Here is an 18,677-nt window from a genome sequence, read left to right on the forward strand (position 1 = left end):
TGTTGAACCTGGCTTTGGTCCAGCGTATACGTCCACTGACCATCCACCAATGCTAGCTCACCATAGGTGCCCGTAACGGTAGTGTTTGCAAAAATCGGATCGTCGCCATTATCAACATCAGTAATAGCAATGGTGCCTGTTGCGGTCGCAACATCACCGAGATTGCCTTCGGTCACCTTGCCGGTGAACGTACCGTCAACCATAGGCGTGTCTTCGGTGCCTGTAATAGAGATCACTACTTCATGCTCAGTGCCATCTTCAGATAAAACGGTAATACTTCTGATGATTGGGTCACTGTCATGATCCAAAGCCTGCACTTCTTCGTGCTCATTATTCAGCTGATAATTCCAGTTACCGAAAGCATCAATTGAGAAAACGCCCCAATGACTATCTTGAACCTCACTCTGTGATTGGAATAACGCTTCACCTGCGTTTCGATCAGTAACACTGAGGTTGCCAGAAGCTTCAAACGTCACGTCTTCTTGAACGGCACCTCTATCTTCACCATCAATCAACGCTTCAGTTTCACCAACTTCTGAGGCTGTGAATCGAGAAATATTAAATAGCGTTGTACTTTGCTCTGTCGTCACGCCGGCGGTTTCAAAAAAAGTACTTGCTAGTACTTCTGCACCCGTTCGTTCAACAGTACCAGAGGCCGTCAAACTTGAACCCGTAAGTTCACCGGCTTCAGTAGCATATTCATCACCTAATTCACTCGGGTCTTGCCCTTTTTCGATGGCCTCTAATATTTTCGCAAGCTTGTCGGTAGAATCCGTTTGAGCTTCACCTCCTGTGCCAGCAATATATACATGCTGAGGTTGGATCTTCCCTTCTACTAATTCAACGACCACTTCTCCCGGTAGCAAGTTTTCTTTAGACGCAAAAGCTTTAGTTTGACCATCTAGGCCGATTACAACATAAGTTTGTGCGGTTAATTTTGATGGTCCAACCAAGAGCTATACCTCATTTAGTAAATACAAAAATCTCAAAGTCCATAAAACCAAGAAAGTAATAAGACTTATTTTCAAGAAGCGATATACACAATTGGGCGTAAGCTAGCATCAATTAACCCATCTAAAACACGCAATTATCCTATCAATAATTTTCATGTTTTAAATTTGTTTTATTTTGCACCGTAAAAACATATGTTATGCGACCTATTTTTAATATTTTTTAAACTTGTCATTAAATTTTTATTGAAATAGCACATAGCAGCTTATATTCCACAAGCGAAAGTCAGGAGAAAACGTTTGCCCTGGAATATTAGTAATCTTTAATGTTTATTCTTAAAAATAACTGGCGTCAAAATTATTTGGGGAGATTTAAGTGAAGCTAAGTAATATTAGTGTCGCGTGTTTTGGTTTGCTAATACCACTGGTTTCTAGCGCACAAACTTTAGAACAAGCAATAGCTACAACATTTGCAACTAACCCTGATATCAAAAGTGCGTTTAACGAATACATGAGTAGCCATTATCTTATAGACAAATCGCGTGGAGCATATAAACCTAGCCTCGATATTGACGCAGGTATCGGTTACGAGAGCATTCACCCTTCCAACTCAACAGGTAAGAGTGATACGGAAATGACTCGTAAAGATATGGCAATTAGTCTCACTCAACTGATATGGGATGGTTCAAAAACTTTATATGATATCGATCGTACTTCTGCAGATGCAGAATCTGTACGTTATCAGTTACTTGCAGATGCTCAAAACGTTGCGCTAGAAGTCATCAAAACTTACTTGGATGTTGTAAAAACACAAAAGTTAACTGCGCTTTCAACTAGCAATCTCAACACACATAAGCGGATATATACCGATATTAAAAAACGTACAGAGTCAGGAATTGGCTCAGTTGCAGATCTTAATCAAGTTAAAGCTCGCCTTGCAAAAGCCCAAAGTAACGTCTTAGCCGCGCAAAATAATCATAAAGATGCAAAGACAGCATTCTTTCGCTTAGTTGGCGAAGTTCCAACTAACCTTATTTTTCCGCACGCAGACCAAAACTTCATCCCAAGCTCTCTCGCCGAGGCCAAATCGCAGGCTTTTGACAATCATCCTGTTATAAAAACTGCACTCGCAGACGTAGATTCTGCTAGGTTTCAATACAAACAAGCGAATGCAAACTATTTTCCAGTCATCTCATTTGAAGCGAAACAAAGCTGGAATGACGACGTTGGTGGAGTAAGCGGTCTCAACACTGAAACGCAAGCAATGCTTCGTATGCGATATAATCTTTACAACGGTGGCCAGGACTCAGCGAATAGCGACAGCATGGCCTACCAACTAAACAAAGCGAAAGACCTCAGAGAGCGAGCATACCGAAGTGTAGAGCAAGAGCTTCGCCTTTCTTGGAGCGCTCTTGAGCTGACTAAACAACAAAAGTCTTTTTTAATACAACACGTTGATTCCATGTCAAACACCGTTATTGCATACCAAAAACAATATCGTATTGGAAAGCGCACCCTACTTGATCTGCTGAACACTGAAAACGAGTTGTTTGAATCACGCAAAAACTACTTAGAAACACAATTTGCACAGCAATACGCACAATATCGGACCCTGACTTCAACCGGGCAACTTTTAGACGCATTGCGCGTCGACATACCGGAAGAGTGGACTCAATCGGTGGAGTACTAAATACAATGAAAAAGAATCTTCTAATCACTCTGGCTTTAATCATAATGAGTCATCATAATGCATACGCACAAGATGAGCTAACGTACATTCCTATACCAAAGGCGAATCAGATTGCTGACCTAAATGACTTGGACCAAGATGGTGTGATAAACGCTCGCGATCTTTGCGCAGGCACTCCAATAGGGGCAGAAGTGGACAATGATGGTTGTGAAACCTATTTGCATAAAGAAGAGCAATACCAACTTAAGATTTTATTTGATAATGACTCTGCTCTCATTAACCAAATTTTTAAAAATAAAATAGATGAGTTAGCTGCATTTCTTAAAAAGTATCCAACCACTTCTATAGAGATACAAGGATACGCAAGTAAGGTCGGACGCGCAGACTATAATTTAAACCTATCTCGCCATCGTGCAGAGAATGTACGCAATCTATTGATAAAAAAGGGAATCCAAGGTAACCGCCTTGCAATTATTGCTTTTGGCGACACACAGTTAGCAGAGCCGGGCATGGATCGTGTCAGCCACGCATTAAACCGCCGCGTTACTGCCACTGTTGTCGGTCATCAAGGAATGGTTAAAGATGAGTGGACGATATTCACTACTTTCCCAGAAGTAAAATAAACTTTCCCCCTGCTTATTTACATAGATGAGCGGGGGTTACTTTTCATGTCATTACGCCTAGCTAATTAGATACAACTAATAAAACAAACACTAACATTAATCATAACCCTCTAATATTATAGTAAAAATTAAAAGTGAGCCTTTACTCTCTATTAGTAGTAATATATTAGAGTCAAAATAAAAACCACCAATACTTTTAAATGGGAAGAAGAACAGCCAATCAATAGCACTGAAGGGTTTAAGCTATCACCTTTCCTTCATCATAATATGAAACCAATTTATTATATAACTTTAATACATCAATCATCTATTGAGGAAACATAATAAAACATGACAGAAACATGTCTTCGTAGATTGAGCCAGCTATTAAAACATTACAAACACTCTCAAACGTATCAGGTAAATCTCGACGATTTAGAACTGGTTTTTTCAACCTCTAGACGAAATATATCTAACATACTGAGAATACTGGATAGCTACAATTGGATTCATTGGGAACCAGGTCGTGGCCGTGGGAAAGCCAGTACACTAAAAGTTACGGCAACGATACATCAAGCGCTCTACTTTACGATCCGTCATGAAATCAACAATGGTAGCTTTGATGTTATCTCACGATTACTTGAACATTATCGTAGCACCGCCGTAAACGCACTTAGCCAGGCACTCGCAGAAGTTTCAGAAGAAAACAAAGATTCAAACACACTCATCGTCAGCCAGTATCCTTGGGTAGATGAGCTAAACCCTTCACTGACCTATCGCTTTTCGGAACTGCAGGTAATACGCAGCTTGTATGACACTCTTTTTACCGTTGATCACTACGGTCAATTAAAAAATCACCTCGCTTGTGAGTACAAAAATGAAGGCAGTTGTATATATATTTGGCTCCGCCCTGATATCTACTGTCACGATGGTCTAACATTACAAGCAGAAGATGTCGTACACTCTTTAAATAAGCTCATTACAACCGATGGCCCCGTCCAAAAATTACTTCAGCAAGTCACTCGTATCAGCTTCGATAATGCCAAACAAGCTATCCGTATTGACTTAAAGCAGCCTAATAACTTATTTATTTACTGCTTAGCAACCGCAAATGCGTCTATCACTACTCGACGTCAGAAGAGCTTTAAAGGTCGCAGTATCACAATAGGTACTGGCCCGTTTGTACTTAGACATTGGGATACCGACAAAATAGTACTGAAGAAACATCATAACTATTTCGCAAAAAAGGCATTATTGGAGCAAATAACGCTCTCTCATCAAGGGACTGAGCTGGATCAATACATCAGTTATAACCAGGAAACTGACGATACCGAATGTTATATGATTCAGGCATTTTCTTTTCTAGCACGTAATCGTCGCGCCGAGTGCTCACTAAGCGAGCAAACTTGGCAGCGCCTATTTTCTTTTATCGAGAATCGTAGATTTGAATTTGCCAAAGCGAATGGCTTGGAAACAATGCACATTCTCGATGATAACTCTCATAACGAGAATGTTCCTCAGCTTGAAGGAACGTTGGTCATAACCCATCCAAAGTGGACGATTGATTATTTAAGTAAAGCGAACCAATGGATCGTAGATTTAATCCGTCAAACTGGGTTGCATGTAGAATTTGTGGAGCTAACTGACGCTAGTAATCCTCAACTTGTAAAAGAACAAGCCGACTTGCTCTTTGTCGAAGATGTTATTGAGCCACCTTTAACCTATGGAATTTATGAGTGGCTATTAACAGGTACAGGTATTCGATTTTCTCTTCACTCTGATGAATTTGAACAGCACATTAACCACGTACACGATGCAGTCTCAGATACCAAGCCTGAAAAACGTTTGGAGGGGATACTCTCAGAGCTCAGAGCTGATACCACAATCTTACCATTGTTCTGGGGGCAAGAAAAAATCACCAGAGCGAAAGGTGTAAGCGGTGTTCAACTCCGCAAATCTGGGTACAGCGATTTCTACAAACTAAGAGTCAGAGGCGGACAAGACTAATCTGTTAGAAGCTTCTGTTTGCTAATTACTTTTGTAATCTACGATGTGAATTTTCAAAATAATGCTTAATCACACTAAGCGAGCACAAAATTGAACTTACCGACGACTCGACCATCAATGTTGACAGGCTCAAACTGCAAATAATCACGGGCTTTTCCGCCCCACCACTCGTTACCAGTTCGCCCTTTCAAATAAAGCTGAGTCGTTAATAACTCTTTCCCTCCACGCCATAGTTTGACGTGGATGTGGGGAGGTCGAGAGCTGTATGGAACCGGAAATAACGTTTGAAAAAGGTAATTCCCATCTTCGTCAGTTAAAACTGCACCAAAACCTGCAAAGTGAGTATCAAACTTATCATTATTTGGCTGCTTAGGGTGATCGTAAATCCCCTGCCCATCGCATTGCCAGATTTCTACTTTGATGCCTGAAACTGGGTTTCCCGATGTATCTACGACTTTACCTTGCAACACGATAGCTTCACCGACCAAACCTTCTGATTGCAGAATCAAGTTTTGACGAAGAGGAATGTTCACTACTGGATAAAATGGCCCTTCAGTTTGTGCTGGCGTTGGCCGCATTGGTGTTTTCGCTTTTAAAGAGGGGGCGAACAACAATGTCCACAGCGCTAAAAAGTGTCTTCTTTCCATGGTGCCACCAATACAATTGCGTTGAATTAAGTTTGGGGGAACTTAAGGAATTTGCCATGACGAATATAAAAAATGCCCCTGCAAGAGAGCCATTCGCAGAGGCACTGTGGAACTAAATGATGAGTGTTGATTGAAGGATTATGCGGCTTCGAACGCCAATGCTTTCTTCTCTACCTGACGGAAAATGAGAGTTAGCACACCATTTACCGTTAAATAAAATGCGCCTGCAATACCAAATACCGTCAACGTATCGTAGGTTTGTGCGTTAATGCGCTGCGCATAACCCATCAGATCCATGATCGTAATCGTGCTTGCTAGTGACGTGCCTTTGAAGACCAAAATCACTTCGTTCGAGTAAGCAGGAACAGCACGACGAATAGCGTATGGTAGCAGCACTTTTAGCGTTGCGGTTTTGTTCATACCCAGAGCACGACACGCTTGCCATTGACCGGAAGGAATCGCGTTAAACGCTCCTTTGAACAACTGAGTGCTGTATGCAGCGGTATTCAACGCTAACGCCAACATCGCACAGAACCAAGGTTGGCTTAACCATGTCCAGAATACACTTTCTCTTACGGCATCAAACTGACCCGGACCGTAGTACACCAAGAAGATCTGCACCAACAAAGGTGTACCAGTGAACAAGGTGATGATGCCACGACTTACCCAATGCAAACCCGGAGTACGTAGGATCAGAGTCAGCGTCATCATCAAAGCTAAAAGACAGCCCACAACCAAGGAAGCGGCGGTCAATTGAAGGCTAGTGCCTAAGCCATCCAGCATTTGCCAAACGTGTTGTTCGTTCATGCAGTTGCCTCCTGTCCCATGCTCATGCCTTGAATTGAGAACTTCTTATCAATCAGTTTTACGGCACGTTGCGTAATCAAAGTAATGCCTAAGTAAATCGCCGCAGCTGTTGCGTACCATGTAAACGCTTCATGCGTCGCTGCAGATGTTAGCTGCGCTTGTTTCAACAAATCCGTTACGCCAATCAGTGATACAAGCGCGGTGTCTTTCAGCAGAACCAACCATTGGTTAGTTAAACCTGGTAGTGCGTGTCTTACTGCTTGTGGTAAAACAATGCGAACGAAAGCGTGTGCTTGACTGATGCCGAGTGCACTTGCTGCTTCTCTCTGCCCTCTTCCAACGGCTTTTAATGCGCCACGTAGAGTTTGAGAAGCGTAGGAAGCGAAGATCAATGACAACGCCACCACGCCAGACAAGAACGGGCTAACTTCAATAAAATCGCCGGTGATTAAAAACAGAACCTGCGTCGAACCAAAATAGATGAACAACACGACAAGGATTTCTGGCAAACCACGTACAATCGTCACAAACGCCGTCATTGGCCATTTAACGAAAACGCGGCGAGACATTTCACCACTGGCGAATACCACTGCCAGAATCAAACCGACTAAAAGGCTTGTGAAGGCCAGCTGGACAGTCATCCAACTAGCTTGAACAAGCGATAAAGAGTAACCCGTTAGTGCCATATTACTTACCGAAGTATTTGTTGTAGATTACGTCGTATTCGCCGTTTGCTTTCACTGTTTTCAGTGCTGTGTTCAGCTTGTTCACTAGCTCGTCGTTACCTTTATTTACTGCGATACCGAAACCGTTACCGAAGTATTTAGGGTTGGTTACGTGCTCGCCCACGTATGCTAGATTGTCTTCTTTCTTGAACCATTCAGCTACAACAGCTGTATCGCCGAATACAGAATCAATACGACCGTTCTTCATATCGATGAATGCGTCTTGGTAGCTTGAGTAAGGAACCGCAGTTACACCTGGCATTTGCTCAATCAGGTAACTTTGGTGTGTTGAACCGTTTTGAACACCAACACGCTTACCTTCTAGTGCTTTTTGATCAGCCACTTTTTCTTTGATAGAAACAAACGCAGCTGAGTTGTCATAGTATGCATTCGTGAAATTCACTTGCTCCAAACGCGCCTCGGTAATGTCCATTGCAGAGATAGCCGCATCGTAACGTTTGAATTTTAATGCAGGGATCAGGCTGTCAAAAGATTGGTTATGGAAGGTACATTTGGCTTCCATTTCTTTACATAGTGCGTTCGCCAGATCCACGTCAAAACCTTGGATTTGGTTGTTTTCATCCATGTATTCGAATGGTGCGTACGTCGCTTCCATCGCGAATTTGATCTCTTCTTGTGCTGCTGCGTTTGCTGCCACAGTTGCAGAAGAAAGGCCGATTAGTGAAGCTAGTAGAATCTTTTTCATTGCAATACTCCGTGTGTACTTAGTGGGCTGACACTCGCAATGACAGCCGAGCTTATCTGTTAAATAGACTGAACTTTAAAAACGTAATTTAGTGATTTAGGTAGTCAGCAAACTGGGCGGTTTGCGGGTTAGAAAACGAATCATTTGTGCCGTGCTCAACGATGTGTCCTTTTTCTAAATACAGTACGTGACTAGCGATTTTCTTGGCGAAATCCACTTCGTGCGTCACAACTACTTGTGTAATTCCGGTTTCGCTTAAATTTTTAATAATCTTAACGACTTGGTTAGTAATTTCCGGATCAAGCGCAGCGGTCGGTTCATCAAAAAGCAAGACTTCCGGTTTCATCATCAATGCACGAGCAATCGCCACACGTTGTTGCTGACCACCAGAAAGTTGCATCGGCCATGCATCCGCTTTGTCTGCCAAATGCAGCGTCGCAAGAATTTGCATTGCCTGCTTCTTCGCTTCTTCTTTATCCATGCCAGCGACTTTTACCGGAGCCTCAATCAGGTTCTCCATCACTGTCATGTGTGGCCATAGGTTGTACTGCTGGAACACCATGCCTACTTTACGACGAAGTTCTAAACCTTGTTTCTCTTTGATTTCAGTAGAGAAATCAAAAACATCATTTGCGATGTTTAGCTTGCCGTTATCCGCACCTTCAAGAAGGTTAAGAACACGTAGTAGAGAGCTCTTCCCTGCACCACTTGGACCAAGTAACACCAGTGTTTCGCCGCTTTCACACTTAAAGCTGACATCGTGAAGCACTTGTGTCTCACCGTAGGATTTATTGATTCCGCTTACCTGAATAGTCATGCTGACATACCGCATTAATTGTCACTTGACATTTATATTACTCAAAAGGATTTTTTATGCAATAAAAATGTATAAAAATTAATTTTGTTAAATTTTTGTATGATAAGAAATCAATACAACAGAGAATATGACTGGTTTAATCAGTTGGTTTTAACTGAAATTGTTGATGAAAATCAAACAATATGATGGCAATCGAAACAAGGTTAAAATTCTGGTTACTTTTGTGCTTGTGTAGACGGAGTTTTGAGTCTTTGAACGTACTACACCCGACGCAGACCTTCTCATTTTTGCCGGGCTTCCCCCCTCGATTTCCGGTAAAGCCTTCTATCAGCGGGTTCCTGATTAGGACTTTGTGAATGGACTATAATTTCTCTTTGTATTCTGGCCCTTAATTCGAGTCATCTAAGTATGAGTGAGATAACCCCATGTTGAAGTCGCATTGTTTTTCTCTCATTGCACTTGCTTCTCTGAGCTTACTTTCTATACCCAGCGTTTGGAGTAGAACAGCAATCGTGTTACCTGGATTGCATGAACAGGGTATTGATCTTCAAGATAAGCCTATATCTGCTGCCGCTGCACTTGAATGGGAGTTGGATAATGCCGATATCGTGTTTGGAGCTTACAAAGATAAGAGTGATAACGAGCGTGTAAAAGCGCTTGGTTACATGTACAACCAAAAGCTGGAACTTAACTCAGGTTGGCTGGAAAACGATATACGTAACCAAGCAGAACTGAATGGAATTGACTACGAAGATTTCTTTCTCCACTTTTCTGAAGACACTATCCTAGCTGAAGTCGACTCAAGCCATGGTGAAAATACCTTACTCAATCGAAAACCGATGATCGTTGGCTATACCGCCAGCGCTGACCACGCCGGCTTTTGGCTATATCAACCACCGCCATGGGATGCTGATGTATTTGGCCAGGCGAATGATGGTGGAGCCCTCTATGTCTATCACTCAGAGAAGTTCGACCGCTTAGCCTTTACGTTCTCTCAGTTTGCTCAAGGCGGCAGCTTCACGATTGAATACCCTTCTGCTATCGACTCGTTTGGTCGGGTAACAGAATGGAAACGCTTCGCGATTAAAAAAGACAAAACTGAGAACATGACTAAAAACCAAACAGTAAACTGGTCTGTTCCTTCGGATTGGGTTCGCGCTACAACGCATGATGGTAGCGGAAAAACTTATGGTGGCGGTCAGTACTTTGGCTCCACCTTTTTACGCGACGGTGGCCGCCTTTACTTTGCGAAAATTACTTGGCATGACGGCAACATAGAAAACCGCCCACGTCTCGAAAACATTCAACTCAAAAATAGCTTCCCTGCCGTCAATATCTCAGGAGCACCAACGGAGACACCTGAAGGTCAAACCATTCAACGCTGGCGTAAAATTCGTGGCTTCGACAAATCTGCAGATCGAAACCAAGACAATTATCTTTCTTGGAATGAATACAAAAACCGTTCAAATAAGAATGCAACCGCACGATTTCGTTGGGAGTCACGGGTTATTCCATTTGGTCGTATGTGGAATCAAACCTCTTCATGGGCATTGACCAATCTCGGTAATCCCGTTTTTACCAATACAATGCGCCACTATTACCAAGCTGAATGGGCGAAAGAAGGTTTAAATGGTGCGTACAACGACGACACGAATAAGTTACTCGGAGAAAATCAGTTCTACGTTTATTCCGGTGGTACGGTGGATGAGCTTGGTTTGGTGGCGGGTAGCCAAGCTGCTGACGATGCGTACAAAGCGCAATTCTCGGCGTTCTTGAATAAACTGGCAACGCTGGATGAAGATGCGTTAATTGGCCTCAACATAGGTACGGCAAACTTATTCGGTCGTAATAGGCAAAACCACTTGGTTAACGCTGGCTCCTTGTACTTGCGCGAGCACTACCTTTTCCCTTCTACCGGCTTTAGTGGCTATGCTGGGTTAGCTAAGTTTTGGGATAACTCTGCACTCGCCAAAGCTGGCCAGAAAGTGATTTATCAAGCGACAACGCGTTATGGTCGCGTTCAATACTTTGGGAACACAGAAGACAATTGGAAACAGGACCAATACTCTGCACTAGCGGTGTTCTACTTAAACTATCACCCTGAGCGCATTTACTTTAATCAGTGGAACAATGGCTACTTATATGGAAGTAATAACACAACAAGTGACAACTTCTGGAAGGCAGGCGTACCAATGAATATTGCTTATCAACCTAGCACCTTGCTTGCCGTTGATTTGGGAGAGCCTGCCAATCAAATACCAGAGGGGTATCAGGCGACTCCGGTAATGATGTCCACCAGCACGCCCTATCCTGCCGATTACACGGTGATTGGAGATGCTTCTATGAGCAAAGTGGCTCATCCTGACTTGCCCAATGGCGCTATCGATTTGTTACCAACCCATACGTACTTTGCGTATCACTCAGACGATACGGTAGTGATGCATGGCCCTACAGAGATGGTGTTAGCCCGCGAATTCACCAAAGGCCGAGTTCTGTATCGAACTGATTTCTTTGGCAAGAATATCGATTATTTCTCCTCACCGAAGATAACTATCGCACTTCCAGAACCTATGCGACCTGTAGATCAAGACGGTAACATCGGCGACTATGTTTCTCACATTGAGATCGGCGGCTACGAAGGGGTGTTCTTGCTGTATTAACTCCCTTTCAACCACTCTGACTAAACGCTTCATAAATCGCCGTTTTTATGCTTAACGTCACTGAAAAAAACTTGTTCACTGAATCTTTATAAACCGATGTATATACTGAAGTAAATGACAACGACAAGGAAATTCAGTCACATGAAGACGACACCTTCAATGCTCTCTGTTCTGCTGCTATCAGCATTATCTACTCATGCAAATGCGGACGAATGCGGAAAAATAACCATCGCAGACATGAATTGGAATTCGGCCAGCTTAATGGCGCACATCGACCAATTTGTCTTAAATGAAGGCTACCAGTGCGATGCGGAATTGATCCCTGGTGATAGCGTTCCTACAGGCACCTCTATGATTGAAAAGGGACAGCCTGACGTTGCGCCAGAGTTATGGACAAACGGTATTAAAGAAGCACTTGATAAAGGGATTGCGGATAAACGCTTGCGCATCGCTAGTGAATCGCTTGTCAATGGTGGTGAAGAAGGGTTTTGGGTTCCCGCCTATCTGGTAAAACAGTATCCAGAACTCGCGACGATAGAAGGCGTCATCAAGCACGCCAAACTATTTGAACACCCAGAAGATGATGACAAGTTCGCGTTCTATAGCTGCCCTGCTGGTTGGACATGCCAAATCACCTCCGGTCACTTGTTTAATGCATTAGGGTTAAGTGAGCACGGCTTTGAGATGGTTGACCCAGGATCTGGCGCAGCATTAGCTGGCACCATCGCCAAAGCCTATGATCGCAAAATGCCTTGGTTTGGTTACTACTGGTCACCGACCCCCGTATTGGGCAAGTATGATATGGTCAAAGTGGATTTTGGTAGCGGAACAGATTTAGAAGAGTATCGCAACTGTACCACTCAGCCTGATTGCGCTTCACCAAAAGTAACAATGTACCCACCTTCTCCAGTTCGCACAGTAACAACTGAGGCGTTTGCGAGCAAAGAACCCCAAGCATTCGCGTACTTGCAGAAACGCGGATTTACCAACGAGCAAATGAGTGAAATGCTGGCCTGGATGGAAGATAACTACGCGGACGGTGAAGAAGCGATGTTTTACTTCTTTAATACCTACCCTGACTTGTGGAAAGGCTGGGTATCTGAAGACGTCGCGGTGAGAATCGAAAAAGCGCTTTGATGATTAATACTTAAAGTGCCACAAATCATTTAACCTCCCATACCGTTTGAATAAACGGCATGGGAGACTCGTCAACGACTCGTTAATACATGGTGTGACCATTCAATGTTTCTTTAGGAATCTCTTGCAGAGCGTCCCAATGTTCAACAATCTTCCCATTATGATCAAAACGAAAGAAATCCATCGTCACGTATTCAATATCATTAGGCCATGTTTGGTGAGTGTGTAGTGCCACCAAGTTCCCTTCAGCAATGGCTCGCACAAACGTAATGTCTTTATTGGGATACTCATTTTGCATCCGCTCAAAATACTCGATAAAAGCCTCGGGGCCATTTCCAACTAATGGATTGTGCTGGATGTACTCATCACCTACGTAGTCTTCAACTGCCTTTCTTGGGTTACCTCTATAGGCGGTTTCGTAAAACGCAATGGCATTTCTTTTATTCTCTTGCAGATCCATTTTTCTTACCTGTGTTGCTCCATCTTGCGGATAACGGTAATCATAGTCTTTGAACTTCAGAAGTGACTGAACATCGCGCACAAAAAAGGCCGCTAAACAGCAGCCTTCATCACTTCTACTTGGAATCATCGCCTTTCATCGCTTAAACCACACCACCAGCACCGAGCATAGAACGCTCACTGTTCTCCACCAGCAACGCGGTTGCGGTTTGTTTCAGTGTTTCCCATTCTTGGTCTTCGACAAAGATACCATTTTGCCAAGAAGCTTGTTGCGTGCGGCTTAACTCATCTCCTTCAATGTGGGTGGTATACCCTTGTGCACTTTTCTCGATATCGAAATCGTTCACGGAGAGCTCGATAACCATACTATGCAAATCCGTATCATGCCCATCAAACTGATCCGAGAAAAAGACTTCTGGCGCGATTCGTCCACGGTTTAACACATAAAGCGTTCGCTTGGGACTAGAGCCATTGACCCATTGTGCACGGCACGCAATGCCTTTTGCAGAGAGCTTCAACAACTCACTAAAACCTAGCCAACGGTTATGGCACTGCGTCAACGTGATAGTAATCGACTTACGGTTAATCATTTTCTCAAGTGCGAAATCCAACACAGCGGGTAAATGACACGCTACACTCCCGTTGTGCAGTTCTACCTCTATGCTTGACGGCGTACTGTTGGTCACCGATACGGCGCAGTCTGAATCTAACCCAAGAAACAGACTGGCGTTATTAAAATGACGAACTCCATGTAAGCCAACCATTTGCAAGTCCGCCACCATGTTCGCAATGACATCCGCCTCACCACAGTGACGGCGCATGCCAAGAAATGCCTTATTAACCGCGGCCACCAATTCGTTGTGAGAGACGATCATAATGCAAATCCTCCACTGATTTTTTGATTATCACTTTGCGCAATTTCGTCACGTGGCGGCATGCTAGGGAAAATCCATGTGTCTGCCAGTTTAGGGTCGTGAATTTCATCTAACAACGGCGCACCTTGGAAGAAAGTTACTCGAACCCAACGATCCGAGCGCGGATCAAACTTAGTCGCGCCAAAGATCGCCAATTTACAGCGCAGTAAGTGCATTGGTAACGCATCTTTACGCAGCACATTCATTTGAATATCCCCCATCGCACGGTTGCCTAGCGTCCATACGCGACGTGTGATCGAACGATAAGCCGGTTTTTGCAATAGAAACTCTGCTACGGACATTTCTACATCACAGTCAAGCAAGGCCTGGTACAAGCGATTCACTTGTCTGCCGATATCAAGCGGCAGTTCTTTTTCTTCTCCAGCCTCTTCCCCGCGAACACCAAGCCTTGGCTCTTCTTTATCTTGTGAGCGATACCAGAACCAGTAGTTGTTCTCGGCTAGTGAGTAATCCGCATCAATCGCCCAGCGGTACTTGCTTTGCAACACTTCCAGTAAATCTTGGATCTTTTTCCCGCCCGGAATAGATAACATTTCATCCGTATTCATTTGGCTAGCAAATTCATCCACTAAAGATGGGTAGAGTTCGATCAAGCAAGAGGTGAGGATTTCTTGGGCTTCCACACTCATTGTTTTCTTATGCTCGACCAAACTCGCCCAGTTCGGATGTAATGCCATTAACGTTGTTAGCTCCGATAGCAGTTGTTTGATGTCTGATATCGCTTGATGATTGAGCCTGTCTTGATGTTCATTGATGGTGATGACTTGCTCTAAATGACGCTGTGCTTTTTGCAGCAATCCTTGCAAAGGAGCATGGAACGACGCTTCACATGGCATCGCAAAGACTCGCGCTACCGCACGTTCGCGAGAGGTCATCCATTGGTCAACGATGCACGGGTGATTAATCAAGTATGGAGCCATGCCTAAGCCAGTCGCATTGCCGACACCAAGGTAGCGCTGCAAGCCACGATGCAAAGCCACCGCGTTATCGCCACCTTGCTGAAGTGCTAGGTAGTGCACCCAATCCAAGCTGAATTCACGCAACATATATACCGCGCACATTTGCGCACTAAAAGACTGGCTGAAATCTGAGTTGTTCTCTAGCAGTTTGAAATCGGCGATGCCAAACTTGCCGTTCCCATACACAGCTGTGGTACGCAGGATATAACCCACTTCCGCCAGCTCTTTTGGCTCGGGCTGCTTGCCTTGAGAAAGTGCGCTAACAATGTGCTCAAACACGCGCACGCTTTTGTTTGCGCGAGCCAGAACAAGTACGTTGTTTGGATTACGTCCCGCTTCTTGCAGCGGTACATTTTCTCGCAATCTTTCCAACAAAGTAACATCAACATCGCCTTGAACCAGTGCAAATGTGACGTCCCACTTTTCAGCAATTACGCGATCATTACGCTCGTCGTCGGCAATTTCATCACAGAATACCACCAAATGATAAACGTGCTCTGGCGTGGTCAATTTGTAAATCACATGACCATAACCACGAGGACAAAGCTGCCACTCATGCTTGGTTACTTGCCAGTTTTGGCTTGCCATATTACGAATCAGACTGCGAACAAAGCTGATTCGGTTTTGGTGCATTGCGCCAAGCCTTTCGGCTGCCATGACAATCGCTGCATCGCGCATAGTTGCTTCCGTATAAGTAGAACGATGTGCATCCATTTTGCTCACCACCTATTTGTTATTGTAAGAATACTAGGGTTTGTGCGGATGCAGGAGGAAAACACCCGCACAAGCTCCACGTTGTTTGAATTGGATAATTGTTATAGCCCTTGCTCTTTCGCCATTTTGATTGCAATTTGTGGCGCATTCCAAAGTGACGGCAACAGAATCAACGAAACCGGAACCGCGGTAATCACAATGAAAGATTGCAGAGCAGAGATGCCACCAGAGCCAAGAGAAATCAGGATTAGTGCCGTCACACCCATCATTACTCCCCAGAAGGTACGGATGATCGCATTCGGCTCCGTTTCACCACTGATCACGACACTGATTGTGTAGGTCATTGAGTCGCCCGTCGTGACAATGAAGATCGTGGTTAAAATCAGAAATAGAATTGAAGTCAGCATTGGCATTGGTAGTTGCTGAGTCACCGCAAGCAAAGCACCTGGCAAGTTAAAGCCTTCAAACGCCGCACTCACACTACCCGGTTCAGCAATTTCAAACGCAAGGCCTGAGCCGCCCACAATCGTGAACCAAAAACAAGTGGTTAACGGAGCCACTATACTGATGGTTGAAATAACTTGGCGAATAGTGCGACCACGGGAAATACGCGCAATAAAGATTGCCATCATCGGACCATAACCCAGGAACCAGCCCCAGAAAAATACTGTCCACCAACTTAGCCAACCTTCGTCACCGCGATAAGTCGCCATTGGGATAAAGTTATCCAACATGCTTCCTACACCTTGAATGTATCCGTTAAAGATAAAATTCGTAGGGCCAAAAAACAGGATGTAAACCATCAATGCCATTGCCAGAATCACGTTGTAACGACTAAGCAGTTGCATGCCTCGGCTTAATCCACTGAGTGCTGACAAGGTGTAAAGCGCAATCGCAAACAAGATGATGATAAGCTGAGTGGTAAAGCCATCAGGGATATCAAACAACGCATTTAACGCGTAGCTAACCTGCAAGCCTAGAAACCCAATGGGCCCGATGGTGCCCGCGGCTACCGCGATAATGCAGCACGCGTCAATCAATGCACCGAGTTGGCCTTTAAGTGCTCGTTCGCCCAAGACTGGGTAAAGCAAAATACGGGGTTTTAGTGGTAAACCTTTGTCGTAATGTAGGTGCATCACCACGATGGAAGTTAAGCTACCTACAATCGCCCAAGCTAGAAAGCCCCAGTGCATAAAGGATTGCGACAACGCATTCACCGCACCTTGCTGCGGGTTATCTTGCGCGCCGTACAAAGGGGGTGGGCTAACGTAATGCGCGATAGGCTCAGCCGCGGCCCAGAAAACACCACCACCAGCCAATAAGGTACAGAAAATAATCGCCATCCAGCGGAAAGAATCCATTTCTGGTTTCGCAATCCCGCCCAACATCACCTTGCCTGTTCGCCCTGCAGCCAAGCCAAGACCAATAAGAAAGGTGAGAAGCAGCAGTAACTGCCAGTATGGACCAAATACCTGAACTGCCCAGCCAAAGCCAGCGTTAACGATCGTAGATAACAGCTCGCCGTCATAAAGTGCAATAGCAACGAACAACGCGATGAAACCACCGCTATACCAAAAGGCCGGGTTACTCAGTCCTAATTTGTCCGTCGTGTTTTCTGTTGTTGATGTGTTGTGTTTTGCTTTCGACTTGCCCGATGACACGCTCATCGTGGAAGCTTTCATGCTATTGGTTAAATCAGACATACTCTGGCTCCAGAGGTTCTTTGCAGCAGCCAAAGACTGGCTACAAATGTGAGTTTTACGCCTGCCGTATTGTTATTATGTGGGCAGGCGGTTCCTACTTTGGGGAATGCTATGAAATAGGCTCTAATCCTTCTTTAAGGAAGTTGAACCAGTTTTCACCCAATATTTTTCCAGCCTCAGATTCACTGAATCCGTGACCCATTAATCCGTTGTAGATGTTCTCCATCCCTGCGCTGCCGCAGAACCATGGCAGCGCATCTGGCCATCCCGAGTTACTTGCTGAACCTTCGCCGTAATCCATCGCTTTTGACCAACGCCCGTTGCGCATCCATTCCAATACTTGTTGCGGTTGGTTTAAGCACAGATCACTACCGATGCCTAAATGGTCGACGCCAAACATGTCTGCGGTTTTCGCTACCATCTGGCAGAAATCATCCAGCGTGCACTGGCTGCCATTTGGCAAATGGAATGGATATAAACTGAATCCAATCAAACCACCGCGCTCCGTCAGTGCTTTGATCACGGTGTTGGATTTGTTGCGCAGTGCGTCATGCGCAAACGTCGGGTTAGCATGGCTGATACAAATTGGACGCGAAGAGAGCTCGATAGCTTCCAACGTCGAACGCTCCGCGCTGTGGGACATATCAATGATCATCCCGACTCGGTTCATCTCTTCAATCGCTTGCTTACCAAAGCGAGTTACGCCGGAATCATTTTGTTCGTAACAACCTGTCGCCAGTAAGCTTTGGTTGTTGTAGGTCAGTTGCATGATCAGCAGACCTTGACGGCGCATCACTTCAATCAGACCAATTTCATCATCGATTGGTGAGCAATTTTGCGCGCCGAAGAAGATGCCGACTTTGCCTTCTGCTTTGGCTTTTTCTACATCTGCCATTGAATAAATAGGCATGATGAGGTCCGCATTTTGCTCGAAGCGCAAGTTCCATTCAGCAAAACGCGTTAAGGTTTCGCGCGCAGTTTCGTGGTAGACGATGGTGGCATGAACGGCGGTAATGCCACTCGCCTTAAGCGTTTGGAAATACTCTCGATCCCAATTGCAGTACTGCAATCCGTCAATCACAATCCGTTGTTGGTACATAACCACTCCTTAAACAATTTCTTAGCCTTTTCGTGCGGGCAACTGACACCATCAGTTACC

Annotated in this window: 16 protein-coding genes; 5 read left to right on the forward strand and 11 right to left on the reverse strand. The window is 44.6% G+C overall.

The genetic code is table 11. The features are described from left to right. Positions 1 to 953: VCBS domain-containing protein (locus R7P74_RS04220; RefSeq protein WP_318122701.1), on the reverse strand; the 953-nt coding region annotated here is incomplete at its 3' end. 373 nt (positions 954 to 1,326) lie between these two features. Between R7P74_RS04220 and R7P74_RS04225 the strand changes: the two genes are divergently transcribed. The 3 genes from R7P74_RS04225 (at position 1,327) to R7P74_RS04235 (ending at position 5,249) form a co-directional block, all read left to right on the forward strand. Next, complete coding sequence (locus tag R7P74_RS04225) at positions 1,327 to 2,640, forward strand: TolC family outer membrane protein (RefSeq protein WP_225473307.1); 1,314 nt, start codon at positions 1,327 to 1,329, stop codon at positions 2,638 to 2,640. 5 nt (positions 2,641 to 2,645) lie between these two features. After that, on the forward strand, positions 2,646 to 3,263 hold the full coding sequence (locus tag R7P74_RS04230) for an OmpA family protein (RefSeq protein ID WP_213869714.1): 618 nt from the start codon (positions 2,646 to 2,648) through the stop codon (positions 3,261 to 3,263). A 330-nt stretch (positions 3,264 to 3,593) separates the two neighbouring features. Beyond that, entirely contained in the window at positions 3,594 to 5,249 is a 1,656-nt protein-coding gene (locus tag R7P74_RS04235) for an ABC transporter substrate-binding protein (protein WP_213869713.1), read from the forward strand. A gap of 74 nt (positions 5,250 to 5,323) precedes the next feature. On the opposite strand, the gene R7P74_RS04240 is transcribed toward R7P74_RS04235, so the two are convergent. From R7P74_RS04240 to artP, 5 genes are all read right to left on the reverse strand, one after another. Beyond that, a complete protein-coding gene (locus R7P74_RS04240) occupies positions 5,324 to 5,896 on the reverse strand; it encodes a protocatechuate 3,4-dioxygenase (RefSeq protein WP_225473306.1) in 573 nt (190 codons plus the stop codon). A 138-nt stretch (positions 5,897 to 6,034) separates the two neighbouring features. Continuing rightward, entirely contained in the window at positions 6,035 to 6,703 is a 669-nt protein-coding gene (gene artM, locus R7P74_RS04245; protein ID WP_005388569.1) for an arginine ABC transporter permease ArtM, read from the reverse strand. Beyond that, positions 6,700 to 7,389 carry an arginine ABC transporter permease ArtQ gene (artQ, locus tag R7P74_RS04250; RefSeq protein WP_005388570.1) on the reverse strand — a complete coding sequence of 230 codons (690 nt, stop codon included), beginning with the start codon at positions 7,387 to 7,389 and terminating at the stop codon, positions 6,700 to 6,702. The genes artM and artQ overlap by 4 nt, the downstream gene beginning before the upstream one ends. 1 nt (position 7,390) lies before the next feature. Then, positions 7,391 to 8,134 carry an arginine ABC transporter substrate-binding protein gene (locus R7P74_RS04255; RefSeq protein ID WP_213966286.1) on the reverse strand — a complete coding sequence of 248 codons (744 nt, stop codon included), beginning with the start codon at positions 8,132 to 8,134 and terminating at the stop codon, positions 7,391 to 7,393. Positions 8,135 to 8,222: 88 nt separating this feature from the next. Next, positions 8,223 to 8,951 carry an arginine ABC transporter ATP-binding protein ArtP gene (gene artP, locus R7P74_RS04260; protein WP_281419938.1) on the reverse strand — a complete coding sequence of 243 codons (729 nt, stop codon included), beginning with the start codon at positions 8,949 to 8,951 and terminating at the stop codon, positions 8,223 to 8,225. Between the two features lie 425 nt (positions 8,952 to 9,376). Here artP and R7P74_RS04265 point away from each other — a divergent pair, with 425 nt between their 5' ends. Next, positions 9,377 to 11,611 (forward strand): hypothetical protein, encoded by a 2,235-nt coding sequence (locus R7P74_RS04265; protein WP_318122702.1) that lies wholly within the window; start codon positions 9,377 to 9,379, stop codon positions 11,609 to 11,611. A gap of 141 nt (positions 11,612 to 11,752) precedes the next feature. After that, positions 11,753 to 12,748: an ABC transporter substrate-binding protein gene (locus R7P74_RS04270; RefSeq protein ID WP_005375798.1), complete on the forward strand. Its 996-nt coding sequence runs from the start codon at positions 11,753 to 11,755 to the stop codon at positions 12,746 to 12,748. Positions 12,749 to 12,830: 82 nt separating this feature from the next. On the opposite strand, the gene R7P74_RS04275 is transcribed toward R7P74_RS04270, so the two are convergent. From R7P74_RS04275 to R7P74_RS04295, 5 genes are all read right to left on the reverse strand, one after another. Further along, a complete protein-coding gene (locus R7P74_RS04275) occupies positions 12,831 to 13,208 on the reverse strand; it encodes a nuclear transport factor 2 family protein (RefSeq protein WP_005390944.1) in 378 nt (125 codons plus the stop codon). A 142-nt stretch (positions 13,209 to 13,350) separates the two neighbouring features. After that, positions 13,351 to 14,082 (reverse strand): DUF3726 domain-containing protein, encoded by a 732-nt coding sequence (locus R7P74_RS04280; protein WP_158173123.1) that lies wholly within the window; start codon positions 14,080 to 14,082, stop codon positions 13,351 to 13,353. After that, entirely contained in the window at positions 14,079 to 15,815 is a 1,737-nt protein-coding gene (locus tag R7P74_RS04285; protein ID WP_213873980.1) for a hypothetical protein, read from the reverse strand. The genes R7P74_RS04280 and R7P74_RS04285 overlap by 4 nt, the downstream gene beginning before the upstream one ends. Positions 15,816 to 15,916: 101 nt before the next feature. Continuing rightward, complete coding sequence (locus tag R7P74_RS04290) at positions 15,917 to 17,518, reverse strand: BCCT family transporter (protein ID WP_172563867.1); 1,602 nt, start codon at positions 17,516 to 17,518, stop codon at positions 15,917 to 15,919. A 109-nt stretch (positions 17,519 to 17,627) separates the two neighbouring features. Then, complete coding sequence (locus R7P74_RS04295; RefSeq protein WP_053303711.1) at positions 17,628 to 18,617, reverse strand: membrane dipeptidase; 990 nt, start codon at positions 18,615 to 18,617, stop codon at positions 17,628 to 17,630. Positions 18,618 to 18,677 lie beyond the last annotated feature (60 nt).

Source organism: Vibrio sp. 2033, from assembly GCF_033339735.1.